This is a genomic window from Desulfosarcina sp. (assembly GCF_055467485.1).
This window is the reverse complement of record NZ_JBUOIV010000009.1, coordinates 18,491-33,668: the sequence shown is the minus strand read 5'-3', so window position 1 is coordinate 33,668 and position 15,178 is coordinate 18,491. Positions and strand designations below refer to the sequence as shown.

Annotated in this window: 13 protein-coding genes, 1 tRNA gene and 1 other RNA gene; 9 read left to right on the top strand and 6 right to left on the bottom strand. The window is 58.3% G+C overall.

Going from position 1 to position 15,178, the window contains the following annotated elements:
• The first annotated feature begins 64 nt into the window (after window positions 1–64).
• The 9 genes from hisB to ispD all read left to right on the top strand — a co-directional run bounded on the left by hisB (window position 65) and on the right by ispD (window position 9,778).
• Window positions 65–652 (top strand): imidazoleglycerol-phosphate dehydratase HisB, encoded by a 588-nt coding sequence (gene hisB / locus ACZCED_RS06535; RefSeq protein WP_462971611.1) that lies wholly within the window; start codon window positions 65–67, stop codon window positions 650–652.
• Window positions 653–1,019: 367 nt separating this feature from the next.
• Window positions 1,020–2,834, top strand: a complete 1,815-nt coding sequence (gene dnaG, locus ACZCED_RS06530) for a DNA primase (protein ID WP_462971612.1) — start codon at window positions 1,020–1,022, stop codon at window positions 2,832–2,834.
• Between the two features lie 130 nt (window positions 2,835–2,964).
• Entirely contained in the window at window positions 2,965–4,839 is a 1,875-nt protein-coding gene (rpoD, locus tag ACZCED_RS06525; protein ID WP_462971613.1) for an RNA polymerase sigma factor RpoD, read from the top strand.
• A gap of 79 nt (window positions 4,840–4,918) precedes the next feature.
• Window positions 4,919–4,991 (top strand) — tRNA-Ile (locus ACZCED_RS06520).
• A 158-nt stretch (window positions 4,992–5,149) separates the two neighbouring features.
• A complete protein-coding gene (locus ACZCED_RS06515) occupies window positions 5,150–6,268 on the top strand; it encodes a Nif3-like dinuclear metal center hexameric protein (protein WP_462971614.1) in 1,119 nt (372 codons plus the stop codon).
• Between the two features lie 142 nt (window positions 6,269–6,410).
• Entirely contained in the window at window positions 6,411–7,130 is a 720-nt protein-coding gene (locus ACZCED_RS06510) for a zinc ribbon domain-containing protein (protein WP_464860461.1), read from the top strand.
• A 13-nt stretch (window positions 7,131–7,143) separates the two neighbouring features.
• Window positions 7,144–7,522, top strand: an RNA gene (rnpB, locus tag ACZCED_RS06505) — RNase P RNA component class A.
• Window positions 7,523–7,766: 244 nt separating this feature from the next.
• Window positions 7,767–9,071 carry an HPr family phosphocarrier protein gene (locus tag ACZCED_RS06500; RefSeq protein WP_462971616.1) on the top strand — a complete coding sequence of 435 codons (1,305 nt, stop codon included), beginning with the start codon at window positions 7,767–7,769 and terminating at the stop codon, window positions 9,069–9,071.
• On the top strand, window positions 9,068–9,778 hold the full coding sequence (gene ispD, locus ACZCED_RS06495; protein WP_464860460.1) for a 2-C-methyl-D-erythritol 4-phosphate cytidylyltransferase: 711 nt from the start codon (window positions 9,068–9,070) through the stop codon (window positions 9,776–9,778). Before ACZCED_RS06500 ends, ispD begins: the two co-directional genes overlap by 4 nt.
• A gap of 72 nt (window positions 9,779–9,850) precedes the next feature.
• Here the strand turns inward: ispD and ACZCED_RS06490 are convergent, their stop codons facing one another.
• Genes ACZCED_RS06490 through ACZCED_RS06465 form a run of 6 tightly spaced genes read right to left on the bottom strand, consistent with a single transcriptional unit; the run spans window position 9,851 to window position 15,170 of the window.
• Entirely contained in the window at window positions 9,851–10,855 is a 1,005-nt protein-coding gene (locus tag ACZCED_RS06490; RefSeq protein WP_464860459.1) for a gluconeogenesis factor YvcK family protein, read from the bottom strand.
• Window positions 10,856–10,869: 14 nt separating this feature from the next.
• Window positions 10,870–12,078, bottom strand: coding sequence for a SprT-like domain-containing protein (locus tag ACZCED_RS06485; protein ID WP_464860458.1), 1,209 nt, complete (start codon window positions 12,076–12,078; stop codon window positions 10,870–10,872).
• A gap of 9 nt (window positions 12,079–12,087) precedes the next feature.
• Window positions 12,088–12,540 carry a type II 3-dehydroquinate dehydratase gene (gene aroQ / locus ACZCED_RS06480; RefSeq protein ID WP_462971620.1) on the bottom strand — a complete coding sequence of 151 codons (453 nt, stop codon included), beginning with the start codon at window positions 12,538–12,540 and terminating at the stop codon, window positions 12,088–12,090.
• Window positions 12,541–12,552: 12 nt separating this feature from the next.
• Window positions 12,553–13,203 carry a ribulose-phosphate 3-epimerase gene (gene rpe / locus ACZCED_RS06475; RefSeq protein ID WP_462971621.1) on the bottom strand — a complete coding sequence of 217 codons (651 nt, stop codon included), beginning with the start codon at window positions 13,201–13,203 and terminating at the stop codon, window positions 12,553–12,555.
• Between the two features lie 40 nt (window positions 13,204–13,243).
• Entirely contained in the window at window positions 13,244–14,248 is a 1,005-nt protein-coding gene (locus tag ACZCED_RS06470) for a PASTA domain-containing protein (protein ID WP_462971622.1), read from the bottom strand.
• Between the two features lie 4 nt (window positions 14,249–14,252).
• Window positions 14,253–15,170 carry a tetratricopeptide repeat protein gene (locus ACZCED_RS06465; RefSeq protein WP_462971623.1) on the bottom strand — a complete coding sequence of 306 codons (918 nt, stop codon included), beginning with the start codon at window positions 15,168–15,170 and terminating at the stop codon, window positions 14,253–14,255.
• Between the last annotated feature and the right edge of the window lie 8 nt (window positions 15,171–15,178).

Below are 15,178 nucleotides of genomic sequence, written 5' to 3'. Positions count from 1 at the left end.
GCGTCATTGCGTTGGACGTGGACCGCTGACCCATTCCATCGTACATGAGGCAAGGAGAACCGCCATGACCCGGACCTGCCGGCTCGAACGAAAAACAACCGAAACCCAAGTCAAGGTCGAACTGAACCTGGATGGACAGGGGCAGGCCGATATCAACACCGGTATCGCATTTCTCGACCACATGTTGACCCTGTTCTGCGTTCACGGCCGATTTGATCTGGACATCCAGGCCAAGGGCGACCTGGAGGTGGATTATCATCATACCGTCGAGGACGTCGCACTGGTTCTTGGCGAGGCCGTCTCCACCGCCCTGGACAACCGCTTCGGTATCCGCCGCTACGGTTTTGCCGTGACCCCCATGGACGAGGCACTGGCCGAAGTGGCCATCGACCTGTCCAATCGGCCCTTTCTGGTGTATCACCTGCCGCCGTCACTGGAGTCCGTCGGTCAATTCGACCGGGGGTTGGCCAAAGAGTTCTTCAGGGCGTTTGCGGTTAAGGGGGGCATGAATCTGCACATCAACGTGCGGTATGGGGAAAACGAACACCATGTTCTGGAATCGGTTTACAAGTCCACCGGCCGGGCGCTCAAACAGGCGGCATCCATCGACGCAGAGCGCAGTGGGGTTCGTTCATCAAAAGGGGTCCTGTAATCCGGGATCAATCCGGCAGGCAAGACAATCCGGCTTGCCCCGACCGCGATCGCCAGTCGGTTGCTGCAGGCAACGGCCACCTGTCCGTGAGGATTTCAGCGTTCCAGCGACCGCGGGATGATTATTGACTATCCAGTGTTTTTACAGAAAGCCGCTACTATATATTGACAAAATGCCTCTGGGGATTTATTGTGAAAAATTTAATAAAGGTCGACCCTATGCACAAGGTTGCTATCGGCGCAGTCCAGGCGTTCAGGCGCTTTTTTCACCGCCAATCTGGCCCGTGACCCTCTTTCGAATGAAGATGGCCCAGGTCCTACCGGAGGATGATTGAACCCGAATCCATTTGAAATGGAGGCGGCTTTTCTTGGCGGCGTACATTCCTGACGACAAAATTACGGCGATCAAAAATGCTTCCGATATCGTTGACATCGTATCGGAGACCGTATCCCTGCGCCGGGCGGGGCGCAACCTTTTGGGGCTGTGCCCCTTTCATGCCGAAAAGACCCCGTCATTCACCGTGAGCCCGGACAAACAGATTTTTTACTGTTTTGGTTGCGGGGCCGGCGGCAACGTATTCAGTTTCCTCATGAAACACAGCGGACTCACCTTCCCGGAGGTGGCCCGGTCACTGGCCGGTCGATACGGCATCGATCTTCCCACACGGAATCTTTCCCCCCAAGAGAAAAAAAAGTTGACGGAACGCGAAACGATACTAACGCTTAATGGCGATGCCGTTTCCTTCTACCGCGATTGTCTGCTATCGGAGGAGCGGGGGAAACAAGCCAAGGGGTATTTGTTGAAAAGGGGGATGACGCGCAAAACGATCGATGAATTCAAACTGGGCTTTGCCCCGGATGGATGGGATCACCTGGTGCGCCACTTCCGATCGAGGAAAAAGTCCGCCGAGATGGCACTGCAGGCCGGTCTGATCGTTTCCCGCAAAAAAGGGCAGGGACACTACGACCGCTTCAGGAACCGGATTATCTTTCCCATTTTCAACGGGCAGAACCAGCCGGTGGGATTCGGCGGCCGCGTGATGGACGATGCATTGCCCAAATACCTGAACAGTCCGGAAACGCCGGTATACAACAAGAGCCGATCCCTTTACGGGCTTGACCGGGCCCGTCAAAAATGCCGGGAAACGCAGACCGTATACGTCGTTGAAGGCTATTTCGACCTGCTTTCCATGCACCAGTTCGGCATCGAGAACACGGTGGCCACCCTGGGGACCTCCCTGACGGCCGAACACGTTCAGATCCTCAACGGGTTCGTGGGCGAGGGGGGCAAGGCTGTCCTGGTTTACGATTCTGATCAGGCGGGGATCAAAGCGGCCCAGCGCAGCGTGGCGGTTTTCCAAAAAGGATTGCTGGAGGCGCGCATCATGGTGCTGCCCAAGGGCCATGATCCGGATTCATTTCTCATGGCTCATGGTCCCGATGATTTTTTAAAGGTGGCTGAACAATCCATGGGTATGATTCCATTCATGGTGGAGTCGGCTGTGGAGAAGCATGGATTGAGTATCGACGGCAAGGTCCGCATTGTCAACGACCTGAAACCGGCAATCCTGGCGGTCGGCGATCCGGTTGCACGCTCGCTGCGGGTCAAGCAGTTGGCAGAGCGGATCGGCGTGGATGAAACGGTCCTTTTGCAGAAAATCCAGCGAACGGTGCAGCCGGCTGCCCGGGCGACCTGGCTGAAAGGCCGACCGGGAAAGGTTGACGCACCGGAACCGGCCCCGGTTCGAGGGAAAACCTACCGGCTTGAGCGACAGGTGGTGGCCATGATGCTTCAATTCCCGGAGATGATCGCCGATATCAAGCGGCGGCGGCTCATGGATCATTTCTCGGATCCTGTGCTGGCAGAAATCGGGCGTGGCATACTCGACCATTTCGACGGTCACGACAGCGACGTCGCCGGCCTGGTCTCCCGCTGGGATGACCCGGCGAAAAAGGCCGTGGTCGCCCGCCTGTCCCTGACCGATGAGCACTGGGACCGGGACGGTTGCCTGAAGCTGATGTCCCAGTTCGAGAGCAGCATACGCCGTCGGGACAAGGCGTTGCTGAGTCGCATCGAGGCCGCGGAAAAAAGCGGCGATGCCACCCTTCTGGCCGCGCTTTTGCAGGAAATCCAGCAGAAGGCCGGAAGGACAATTGAAAAACGCAGCGGCGAGAACCAGTGACCGCCGGCCATGGCATCCGGCGGTTTTTGGCAGCCGTCGGCGTCCGTGGGAATAAAAAACGAGTTTATCGACTACCGCGACCCAATTATGGACTGCAATATGTCCGGCTGTGGTTCAGGAGGCAAACGGAATGACCAAAAAATCCGATAGTAAGCGCAACGGGACATCCACGCAGAAAGAGAAGAAGGCGGCCAAACAGAAAGCCGGGGCTGTCAGCAAGGTGGCTGGCGACGCTGCTGCACCCGACGGAAAATCGGAAAAAGCCAAGAAAGCGACCAAGAAGAACGACCAGAAGCTGCTCAAGGCGCTCATAGAAAAAGGCAAGGAGCAGGGCTCACTGACCTATGACGAGATCAACGAGGTCCTGCCCAACGAGATGATGTCTTCGGAAATGATCGACGACACCCTGATGATGTTCGACGACATGGATATCGAGATCATCGAAAGCGATAACGACCTTTCCGACAAGGACGGCTCCCCCGAAAAGAAAGCGGCGCTCAACAAGACCGTAGCGGTATCGGACATCGGATCGGTTACTGACCCCGTGAAAATGTATCTTCGGGAGATGGGGATGGTTACCCTCCTCAGCCGTGAAGGGGAGGTGGTGATTGCCAAGAAGATCGAAGAGGGCGAACAGGACGTTCTCAAGGCGCTCTTGGAAACCTCCCTGGGTGTCAAATACATCCTTGAATTCGGTGACCTGATCGAAGTGGGTGCCCTGCGGCCGAAGCACGTGCTGCGCGATGTGGATGAAGGGGACGCCTATGTGGACGAGATGGTTCAGATTGAAAACTTTCTTGAGACCATTGCCGGCATCCGGGCGGTGAATGATGAAATCCAACAGTACCGTGAACGCATGTTTTCCGAGCAGATGGAACCCGATGAAGCCCGCCGGGTCAGGCGGTGTATCATGCGGCGCAACAATAAAATTTTCGAACTGCTCAAGGGGTGGCGACTGGAAGGCGGTGTGATCGACCGAATCGAAGCCCACATTCGCCGGCTCATCGACTGGTTCGATGCGCAGAACAAACTGGTGGCCTTTACCGCAGAGGCATTCGGGGCAACGATCGGGGAACTGCGCGAACACTTGGCCACCAAAGCCAAGTTCATGAAATGGGCCAAGAAACACTCCGACCTCGATGAAGCGGCCTTGGGGCGTATCTATACCCACCTGAATTCAATGGCCGAGCAGCTGGTGGAAAAGGAAAATGACTTCAAGGCCAACAACCGCAACCTCAAGCGGGTGATGGCCAGCGTGGATGAAGGCCGCATGCGGGCTAAATTTGCCAAAAGCGAACTGATTAGAGCCAACCTGCGGCTGGTGGTCAGCATCGCCAAGAAATACACCAACCGGGGGCTCCAATTCCTGGATCTTATCCAGGAGGGCAACATCGGACTGATGAAAGCCGTGGACAAGTTCGAATATCGCCGGGGTTACAAATTCAGCACCTACGCCACCTGGTGGATCCGGCAGGCCATCACACGGGCCATTGCCGACCAGGCGCGTACGATACGCATTCCGGTGCATATGATCGAAACCATTAACAAACTGATCCGCACCTCCCGTTACCTGGTCCAGGAGTTCGGCAGGGAGCCCCGTCCGGAGGAGATTGCCGAGAAGATGGAGATACCCATCGACAAGGTCCGCAAGGTGCTCAAAATCGCCAGGGAGCCGATTTCTCTGGAAACCCCGATCGGAGAGGAAGAGGACAGCCACCTGGGCGATTTCATCGAAGACAAGAAATTCATGCTGCCGTCAGAAGCGGCCGTCAGCATGAACCTGGCCGAGCAGACCCGCAAGGTGCTGGCGACCTTGACGCCTCGGGAGGAAAAAGTGCTTCGCATGCGCTTCGGTATCGGTGAGAAGGCGGATCATACCCTGGAAGAGGTGGGTCAGGACTTCACCGTTACCCGTGAGCGGATCCGGCAGATCGAGGCCAAGGCGCTGAGAAAGCTGCGCCACCCTACCCGCAGCCGGAAGTTGAAGAGTTTCATAGACAATTGATACGTCAGGGAACGGGACTGCATTCGCTTGACAATTTGCCATGACAAAGGTAGACCAACAATCGCTTTTGACCTGATACGGGCCCATAGCTCAGTTGGCAGAGCCACCGGCTCATAACCGGTCGGTCCCTGGTTCGATCCCAGGTGGGCCCACTTAAAAAAACTCCGGCGCCGTTCGTCAACCCATAACGCCCGGAGATCTCGGCATCTGGTGGTGGCGGGGATAAAAGGCGATTCGGCGTGGATAGACTCCGGCTACCGCGCCTTTTTTTATGTCCGTTGCCGGCAGCTGAACGCTTGAGGTAAACCGCATGACAGCAACCGTGGCTCAATTGTTACGGATCCTGGACCGACTGGCGCCTCCCCGACTGGCGGAGTCGTGGGACAATGTCGGACTTCAGATCGGGAACCGTGATTGGCCGGTAAGAAAAGTATGGACAGCCTTGGACCCCCTGCCCGAAGTGGTTTCCAGGGCCTGCGAGAACGATGTGGATCTATTGGTCACGCATCATCCCTTGATTTTCAAACCGGTCAAACGGATCGACTGCAATTCTCCGCTGGGCAAAATTGCCGAGATGGCCCTGTGCGGACGATTGGCCATTTACAGTGCTCACACCAACCTGGACAGTGTGGCGGGCGGTGTGAATGATGTCCTGGCCGGCCGGATGGGGCTGCACAAGCTTCGTGTGCTGGCCGGGCCTGCCGATGCCGACATGTGCAAGCTGGTGGTATTCGTACCTTTGAACCGAGTGAAAGCCATCCTCGATACCCTGTTCGCCATGGAGGCCGGCCGGCTTGGCAATTATGCATGCTGCAGTTTCCGATGTGAGGGCGTTGGCACCTTTTTACCGGGCTCGGGGTCGTCCCCTTCCGTCGGCAAGACCGGCGCCCTTACGGAAGTCCAGGAAAGCCGCATCGAAATCCTCGTGGCCAACGCGGACGTAAGCGGAGTGGTGCGGGCGCTGCAAAAGGTTCACCCGTATGAATCCATGGCCTACGACGCCTATCCCCTGACTGTCCGGGACAACCAGGCCGGTTTGGGACGGGTGGGAGTTCTTGAACCGCCGTTGCCACTGGACGCCTTCGCAGAGAGGCTGAAGGGTGCGCTGAACCTCCCGACGGTTAAGATTGTCGGCAAGGCGGACATGCTGGTGGAGACGGTGGCGGTGTGCTCCGGAAGCGGCGCCAGCCTGATGGCTGCGGCGATCGACGCTGGCGCCCAGGCCTACGTGAGTGGGGATCTGGGTTATCATACGGCCAGGGATGCCCAGCAGGCAGGCATCGGGCTCATCGATATCGGACACTTCGGATCGGAGCACCCGGTCGTCGATGTCCTGGCCGCGCTTCTCCGCGAGTCCGTCAAGGCCGCTGGCCTGTCGGTCACCGTGGAACCCGTGGACACCGAAAGCGACCCATTTCATTACCTGTGAACCGCGACATCGGGCGTTTTACCCGTCGCCTGCGGCGGGGGTGGCGGGCGGACTGAAAATCGATTTTTTTATCCCCACGGTGAACCCTCCCCGCGACTTGCCGCGGGGAAGGGTTCAAAAGCGGGATATGAGAAAGGCAGGCATGAGCAATATTCAAGAACAGATTAACATCCTCGTAGAAGTGCAGGGCGTTGAGTTGGAGATCCTTCAAGCCGGCCGGCTGGTCAATGCCCTGAACGATGAAGCCGCTGCCCTGGACCGGGCCGTGGCCGAGCGCGAGGCCTTGGTCGCCTCCGAAAAAGCGACCCTTGACGATCTGAGGAAAGCCTATCGCGATCTTGAATCGGAAGCTAAGCTCAACGCGGCGATGATCGTCAAGAGCAACGAAAAACTACGTGCGGTTAAAACCAACAAAGAGTACCAGTCGATCTTGAAAGAGATCGATGAGATCCGTAAAAAAAATTCGGGGATCGAAGACCGGATGCTCGAGTATCTGGAGACCATTGAATCCGCAGAGGCAGCGGTCAAGGCCAAAGAGGAGGAACTGGCGGGTTTCATTCAATCCTACAACGAAAAGAAAGAAACCTTTGCCGTCAAGGAGATGCGGGAACGCAAGGCCGTTGAAGCGCTGAACGAAAAGAAGGCCCGGATCAGCGCCCATGCCGATCCCCATGTGATCACCGTTCTGGATGACGTGAAAAAGAAGGTTCGTGGGCTGGCTGTGGTGCCCGTTCAGCAGGCCATCTGCATGGGATGCCACATGAACATTCCCGCGCAGTTGTTCAATGAGCTGCAGCGATTTGATGAGCTACGGTTTTGCCCCCACTGCCATCGGATTATTTATTGGAAAGAACCTAGATGATGAATTTGCGGTCGGAGTAGACCAGGCGATCGCTGGCTCCTTTTTGGGGAGCTGGAGGAAAGTCCGAACACCACAGGGCAGGGTGCTCCATAACATGGAGTCGCGGTGACGTGAAGGCAAGTGCAACAGAGAGCAGACCGCCCTGCCGGTAACGGCAGGGTAAGGGTGAAACGGTGCGGTAAGAGCGCACCAGTTCTCCGGGTGACCGGAGAAGCTAGGTAAACCCCACCCGGTGCAAGACCAAATAGGGGAGCGTCCGAGGGCTGCCCGTCCAAGCTCCCGGGTAGGTCGCACGAGGTGCCGGGCAATCGGCATCCCAGATGAATGATCGCTGCCCCCGATCCGGGTAACCGGCCGGGGGAACAGAATTCGGCTTACGGGCTGCTCCGGCCGCAAATTCGTATCCATCCGCCAACGCCTTTTTGCCGGCCCGTGAGGGCGGCTTCCTCCCCCAAGGCGTCTCTGCAGCGCTGCTTTACCCGTGGTTTGACGGGCGCCGGGGGGAAGCGATCGTTAAATCGTCCCTGGCGGATTGGCGGTGCTAGTGCCTGTTCTAAGCATTCACGGGGATGGTAGATGGGCTGAGGACGTCAAACCTGATGCGATTGCTAACCCGGTTGATGAACGGAGCGCTACGTGAACGATCCCTATTGTGAAATTTCTTTTTCCGAAAAGGTCAGAATATTCTCTTCAGACTACCTGAAATGCTGCATTTATATCTCCAGCCGTCAGACCCCCAACCACGTATTCACCAAAAAACTGTATTCCAAGCTGATCAGCACGTCACAGGTGCTTGAAGACTTCCTCGACTTCCACGGGGCCAAGAACAGCGAGGACTGGTACCTGTACCGGGAGCTGTGCGCCACGGTCAGGCACCTGAGTCTCGGGGCATATTGTCAGAAGCATATCCTTAACCGACTGATATTCTATGATATACCGGATACAGAGGTCTTTCGTGAACAGGGGGAGAAAACCCTTACCTTTTTAAACGAAGCCCTGCGGAACCTTTCTCCCGTGATTATCGACGAAGCCTCTCGGCTGAACATCGCCAAGCCGTCGGACGCTTTCGTGTCAGAGGATTTTCCCGGTATCACCACCAGTGAAATGCTCAAATACGACATTGACGATGATGCCAAGGACGTTCAAAAGCGCAACATCGTAAAAATTGCCAGCGAGTTTCTTTCGATCGCGGCCAGCTTCGACCCGATGGGGTTTTACGAACCCTACGGAAACGAGGAGATTGCCGCTCTGGTGCCCGAAACGGTGAACGAGGTGCAGATCCGCCGCTTCGAGATGCTGGTGCACAACCTTCAATCTTCCTTCGACACCTATGTGATTCACGGCGGATTCAGGTTCGGTGACCGCAAGCTAAAGTCGCTGAGAAGTTACTTCTCTATTGTCTTCCATTTGCTGCAGATGATGGGGCGGTTGCTTCATTTTTACGAACGGCACCTCCACGAAGCCGGGTATAAAAACACATACAAGCGGGTCCAGGACAAACTGGCGTCCCTGGTGGATCCGGTGATCCTGCTGGACCGGACCATCAACTACGGCCTTTACTATGCCTGTCACTATCTCAACTCCGGAAAGAAACTGGCGCGGGAAATTCTCAACGAAAACATCGAGCGCTCCGCCATTACCGTGGGGATTCCAGTCAAGCTGGGATTTCACAGCCGGCCCAGTCTCCTGGTGGCCAAGATCGTTCAGCATTTCGGAGGGCAGGTTGAACTGGTCGTGGGCCAGGACCGTTTCGACGCCAGCAGTGTACTGGATATTCAATGGGCCGGCGGAAAAATACAAAAAGAGAAGATCACCGAGGTGACTTTCGAGGGTGACACGCGTGCCCTGGCTGCCATAGAGATCCTGGCCGGCGTCAATTACGGGGAAGACACCATGGGCAAAGGTGTGCCGCTTCCCCGCGAGCTGAGCTACCTGAAATGATCTGCGCCGTCATTGTCGCCGGGGGAAGCGGGTCCCGCATGAAAACCGCGGTGAGAAAACAATATCTCAGCCTGGGCGGCCTTCCCATTGTCGCCCATACGCTGATGGCTTTTGACCGGCACCCCGATCTGGACCGCATCGTTCTCGTGGTTCCGGAAAATGATCGGGAACGGTGCCGGGCCGACGTGTTGGCGTCCCTGTCCCTGGGGCATGACGTTGAATTGGTGGCCGGCGGGCGCCGGCGGCAGGACTCGGTGTTCAACGGGCTGTGCGCCATAGGCGTTTCCGAGGGCATCGTCATGATCCATGACGGCGTGCGACCATTCGTGCGTTTGTCTCTCATGAATGCCTGCCTTGCCGGCGTCGCGGATACCGGGGGGTGCATCCCGGCAATACCGGCGACCGACACCTTGAAGCAGGTGGATGGCAACGGGGTGATCGTCGGCACGCTGAACCGCGGCCAGATCCGTCTTGCCCAGACGCCGCAGACCTTTTCCCTCGACTTGATCCGGCGTGCCCACCAGATGGCCGCCGAGCGCGGATTTGCCGCCACCGACGACGCTTCCATCGCCGAGTTTGCCGGCGAGCGGGTGACCGTGGTCTCCGGAGACCCGGACAACATCAAGATCACCACGCCGGCTGACCTGTGGATCGCCAGGGGCATATTGGCCAGATGGCGCGAGAAAAACCCCGTAAAACCGGTTTAAATAGGCGCCGTGAACCTCAATGGCGAGTATCTTTTCCGTCGCTTGCGGCGGGGGTAGCCAGCCAACCGGCAATCAGACCTGGGACGAACCGTCGGCAATGATCCTTTCAATCAGAGCGGCCAGTTTTTCAGGGTCGTGGCGGATGACGTCTCCCGAGGTCTCGAGCAGGTCTTCCATAATCAGCCGGCAACCGTCATCCGGGTAACCGACGCTGACAAATTCGGCTTTCTGTTTCCGATAGAGGCTCAGCAGGCGGTCATCGGGTCGTCGCGTGTTGACGATGGCGCCGCTGATCTTGCGGCCGGTGAAACCTTCGATGGTAGAGATGAAGTCGCAGGCCTGGAAGTGGTTCGTTTCACCAAACTTGGTCATGATGTTGACCACGTGATAAATGGGCGCAGACACGGTGCTGAGCTTTTCCCGCAGGCCGGGGACGATGAGGTTGGGAATGATGCTGGTGAACAGGTCGCCCGGCCCCAGGATGATGATGTCGGCATCGGCGATCGCATCGAGGACCGGCGGATAAACGGCGATCGCATCACTGTGGTGGGGGACCAGGTAGACATCCCGGATGGTTTCGCGCTGGTGGCCGCGGGGGGTGTCGATGGCGCTCTCGCCGTATATCCGGCTGCCGTCGGTCAACTCCGCCACCAGGGTGGCCCGGTCGATGGTGACCGGCAGGATTTCACCCCGGGCATCAAGGATCTCGGCCAGGGCCTGCACGCCGGCGGGAAAGCTGCCGGTATAGCGCGAGAGCATGGTCAAGAGCATATTGCCGGCATTGTGCCCCTTGAGGCGCCTGTCCTTGTTGAACCGTTTCTGAAAGATGACCCGGGCGGTCTCCTGGTGGGGAGACAGGGCCAGGATGCACTTGAGGATGTCACCGGGAGGCAGGGTGCCCAACTCGTCACGGAGCCGGCCGGTGCTGCCTCCGCTGTCCATCATGGAAACGACGGCACTGATGCGGATGCCTTTCAGATCCCTCAAGCCGGACAACAGGGCATACTGGCCGCTGCCGCCGCCGATGGTGACCACATGAACCGCTTTTCGATTGACTTTGGATCGTTTGTCCTTCACGGGTCCCCCCAGTTTCAGCGTCCGGATTTCGCGGACGGGTTTTCCTCATCGGCGTGGTTCCTGTAATCCAAGCACTTGTTCTTGAATCCATCGCGGCGGGTGATGCCTTTGGCGATGACCAGCCGGCGGCCGCTTTCCGCTCCGTCGGCCAGAACCCGGGCGTCGTGCCCGGGGCCCCTTTTTGAAAATGATCGGACATGGGGATAGCGATCGGTCAGGTAACGGGCCAGGGCACGGTCTTCGATACGGGCGGGCAGATGCGTGCCAACGCCCGGAATATCTATTGGGGATGCCTGCTTCAAGGTGGCCTTGAACCCTTCGATGATGCCGACGGCAAAATCGGTTTTACGATATCGATTCAGGCCTCTGTCGCGTCGATATTCGGCCCAGGCATCCTCGATGTAGCGGCATATGGCCGCATGGATATAATCGGCGATCCGGACGTTTTTCCGGGTGCCGCTGATCTCCAGCACGCGTCCCATCCTGCCCTTTTCGAGCACCCAGGCCTGGATCCACACGCCCTGGACGAAGTAAAAATCCTGAAGCAGGTGGGCCAGATGGTAGGCCTCACGAAAATGCCTCAGGCGGGGTGAGCCTAAGAAGATGCTGTGGTAATCCTGATCAAGACCTTTCGTGATCAGGTCCACGTTATGGCGTGAAATCAGCTCGTGGGCTTTGAGCATGGCGGCCTGGGCTTCGTTTGGGTTGTTGCTTTCGGCCAGGGCCATGAGCTTGTGAATCCTGGCCACGATGCGATCCCGGTCGTTCAATTCCTCCTGCCGCCGCAGGCGTTCGTGAAGGGGGCGATAGGTCCCGGAGGCCGCCGGGTTGGCGCGCAGCAGGCGGCAGGCCTTTCGGAACCCGTCGCCATGGTCAGGTTCGGATGTGGCCTGCAGGCCTTCATGGGCCACCTGATGGGCCATCTCGTGGAGCAGCACCTCCTTGACATCATCCCAGCGGTGACCGCTGGCCAGTTCCCGGCTCAGGGTGATTTCACGCTTGTTCCGGCTCCAGCAGCCCAGCCTGGCCGGCATGTCCCGAATGGCAAAAAGGGGACGTTTGATGGATCCGCGAAGGGATTCGGGCAACAGCCACAGGGCGTTTTCCCATTCGGCCGACAGACCGCGCAGGACCTGGCGATCGAAGGATGACTGGAGAGCGGAGAACCGACCGGCGGCAGGCCGGTCGGCGGTTAGCGACGGTTGTCTGAAGTTGGCGGTCATGGCTTGGCGTCAGGTGATCAGCTGCGCCAGGGCATCCAAGGCGTAGATGTACCCCGAAGCCCCTAATCCGGAGATTTGCGCGGTGGCGATGTCGGCGATATACGATCGCTGGCGGAACGATTCCCGTTTGTGGATGTTTGACAGATGGACCTCGATTGTCGGTACATCCAGGATCAGGACTGCGTCCCGGATGGCCACACTGGTGTGGGTGAAAGCGGCCGGGTTGATGATCAAGCCCTGCACGCGCCCGACGGCCTTTTGGATGGACTCTACGATCGCTCCCTCGTGGTTGGATTGGAACGTGGAAATCTCAAGTCCCAGCTTTGCGGCCTTGGCATGCAGGGCGGCGTCGATCTCCTCCAGGGTCCGATTGCCGTAGTGCTCGGGTTCTCGCTTTCCCAGCATGTTGAGGTTGGGGCCGTGGACCACGAGAATCAATGGGTTCTGCCGACTGTCAGCCATCGATACCCCCTTTTACCATTTTGCCTTGAGTTCGGAAATGGTCCGTTCATAATCGCCGCTGCCGAAGATGGCGCTGCCGGCCACGAATACATCTACGCCGGCTGACGAGATGCGGCCGATGGTGTCGGCGTTCACGCCGCCGTCGATCTGGATCAGGGTGGACAAACCCCGCTCGCGGATGAGTGCCCTGAGCTGGGCCACCTTGTCCAGGGCCGACGGGATGAACTGCTGACCGCCGAAGCCGGGGTTGACGCTCATGATCAGAACGAAATCGAGGTCATCCAGTGTCCACTGGAGGGATTCCACCGGCGTAGCGGGATTCAGGGCCACACCGGCCTTGGCCCCATGTTCACGGATCAACTGAATGGTTCGATGCAGGTGGGTGCAGGCCTCCTGGTGGACAGCGATATAGTCGGCACCGGCATCGGCAAAATCTTTGATATAGCGTTCCGGTCGTTCGATCATCAGATGGACATCCATGGTCAGCGCGGTGGACCGGCGGACCGCTTCAACCACCAGCGGGCCCATGGTGATGTTGGGGACGAAACAGCCGTCCATGACATCCACGTGGATCCAGTCTGCGCCGGCCGTTTCCACCGCACGAACTTCTTCACCCAGTCGAGAGAAATCAGCCGATAGAATCGACGGTGCAATGCATTTCATCTTCACATCTCCTTACCTGTTCAACGATTGGCCTGCGCAGTCAGTCTGCATACATGATGCGGGTTTCCATCAGTTGGTCATCCACATACACCAGTATGGTGGGGTTACCATTTTTTGGAACCAAAAGCCAGATCTCTTGGCCCGGCGCCATGAAATCATCAAACAGGTTGAGCGACATCTGCGGCCGATTCATTCTGACCTGGACCCGTTTCTTCAAAAAACCGTTTTCCAGAGCGAACCGGAACAGTTCGACCGGGTCGGCGCTCCCGGTTCCGCCTGCATGGCGGCCCTGAATGGATCGGTTTACCGTCAGGTCCACGCGGTTGCCCGGTGCAACCCGGTGTCCGGCCGGTGGTATCTGATTCACGACGGTATCCGGTGGCGCATCGATGCGGCGAACGGTCCGGATGCTTCCCACGGCCAGCTGCATCCGTTCCAAACGGCGAATGGCCGACTCCGGGCTAAATCCGGAAAGATCGACCATGGAAAATGCCGGGGATGACGGCCCCCGGCTGATCAACAGGTCGGTACAGGTGTTCCGCGAAACGATACTGCCGGGTGGCGGGTATTGGGCCATGATCTGCCCGGCATCGAAACGGGGGCTGGCCATGCCGGACAACAGCCCCTGGCACAACCCATACTCGGTCAACAGGATCCGGCTTTGTTGGAGGGAAAGGCCGGCCAGATTGGGCATCGAAATGGTCTCCGGCCCTCGCGAGACGCGAATCTTCACGTCCCGGCCCCGCTTGATGGCGGCACCGGCCTCCGGATCTTGATCGATGACGTGGTTTTTAGGCACCTGGTCATGGTATTCCGTGCCTTTGACGCGGGTATTGAGTCCAAGGTCCGAAAGGATCTCGAGGCCGTACAGGACGTCCTTGCCCACCAGGTCGGGGACGATCACGGTATCTTCCCCCTTGATGATCAGGGTCAACGACACGTAGGCGCCAATACCGGCCATGGCCATGAACAGGGCGACCAGCAGAACGATCCGCAGCGTTTTTTGGGCCAGATGCCTTACCGATGAAGCGGGGGGAGATGGCATGGCATTAAAATCGAAAGGTCAGGCACAGGGCGGCGCCCTCGGGTGCCGGGGCCAGGGATAAGGACATCTGCCTGCGCTGGTTGAGGCGTTCACGGTATTCGGCAACCCGGTCGCGGTTATACTTGTGGGCGCTGGAGACGGCACCGTAAATATTGCCGGCGTAAAACCCGAACTCCACGACACTGATCACGCTGCCAAGGGCGTATTGCTCGTTGTCAAAAGCCTCCCATGCCGCCCAGATCAGCGCGGCGTTGAGCAAAAAGGCCGTAGCCGCATCCTGGTATCTGTTACAGTAGAGCTGACCGCCGCCGGGTATGATCGAAAGCAAACCGGCGGTGGTCGGAGCCTTGACCGGGATCGCCCCGCTGCGGGCCAGGGCCTGCTTCAGATCGGCTACCTGGAAGCGGTCCTGATTGTCGGCTGAAATGCGACCAAAGGCCAGGTCAGCGTCGGTCCAGCGGCCCTGATCCACATGGAGCCACCCCAATTCGTAGTGGGCCCGGTCGATGACCGCCGGTCCCGGAGACAATGCCACCAGGTTGTACAGATCCAATATGGCCTGTTCGATCATGCCCTGGCGGGCATGGCTGCGGCTGAGCATGAAAAAGGCGCTGGTGTCCAGGGGCGAGCCGTTATAATCAACGGTTTGCTGGTTGAAAATGGCCGCTGCCGCCGGATACCGGCCGGCGCTGAAGTGGGCCATGCCCGTCTGGAATCGGGCCCGGGGAACTCTGGGGTCGGTCGGAAAGAAATGGATAAAGCGGTTGAATTCGGCAATCGCCTCGTCGGCGGCCCCTGAATCGAGAAGGGACTGGGCATACCGGTATTGGCTGTCCGCATCGATAGTCAATTGTGCGAAGCCGCCGGCAGGGGCTGCCATCAGCACGAGGGTCACGCCGAGGGCGGTCAGAAAGCGGAACACGGGTTGAT

Excerpts from the sequence above, each read along its gene's own strand:
- hisB (WP_462971611.1), top strand. The coding sequence starts at position 65 with ATGACCCGGACCTGCCGGCTCGAACGAAAAACAACCGAAACCCAAGTC.
- rpoD (WP_462971613.1), top strand. The coding sequence starts at position 2,965 with ATGACCAAAAAATCCGATAGTAAGCGCAACGGGACATCCACGCAGAAA.
- ACZCED_RS06515 (WP_462971614.1), top strand. The coding sequence starts at position 5,150 with ATGACAGCAACCGTGGCTCAATTGTTACGGATCCTGGACCGACTGGCG.
- ACZCED_RS06510 (WP_464860461.1), top strand. The coding sequence starts at position 6,411 with ATGAGCAATATTCAAGAACAGATTAACATCCTCGTAGAAGTGCAGGGC.
- ispD (WP_464860460.1), top strand. The coding sequence starts at position 9,068 with ATGATCTGCGCCGTCATTGTCGCCGGGGGAAGCGGGTCCCGCATGAAA.
- ACZCED_RS06485 (WP_464860458.1), bottom strand. The coding sequence starts at position 12,078 with ATGACCGCCAACTTCAGACAACCGTCGCTAACCGCCGACCGGCCTGCC.
- aroQ (WP_462971620.1), bottom strand. The coding sequence starts at position 12,540 with ATGGCTGACAGTCGGCAGAACCCATTGATTCTCGTGGTCCACGGCCCC.
- rpe (WP_462971621.1), bottom strand. The coding sequence starts at position 13,203 with ATGAAATGCATTGCACCGTCGATTCTATCGGCTGATTTCTCTCGACTG.
- ACZCED_RS06470 (WP_462971622.1), bottom strand. The coding sequence starts at position 14,248 with ATGCCATCTCCCCCCGCTTCATCGGTAAGGCATCTGGCCCAAAAAACG.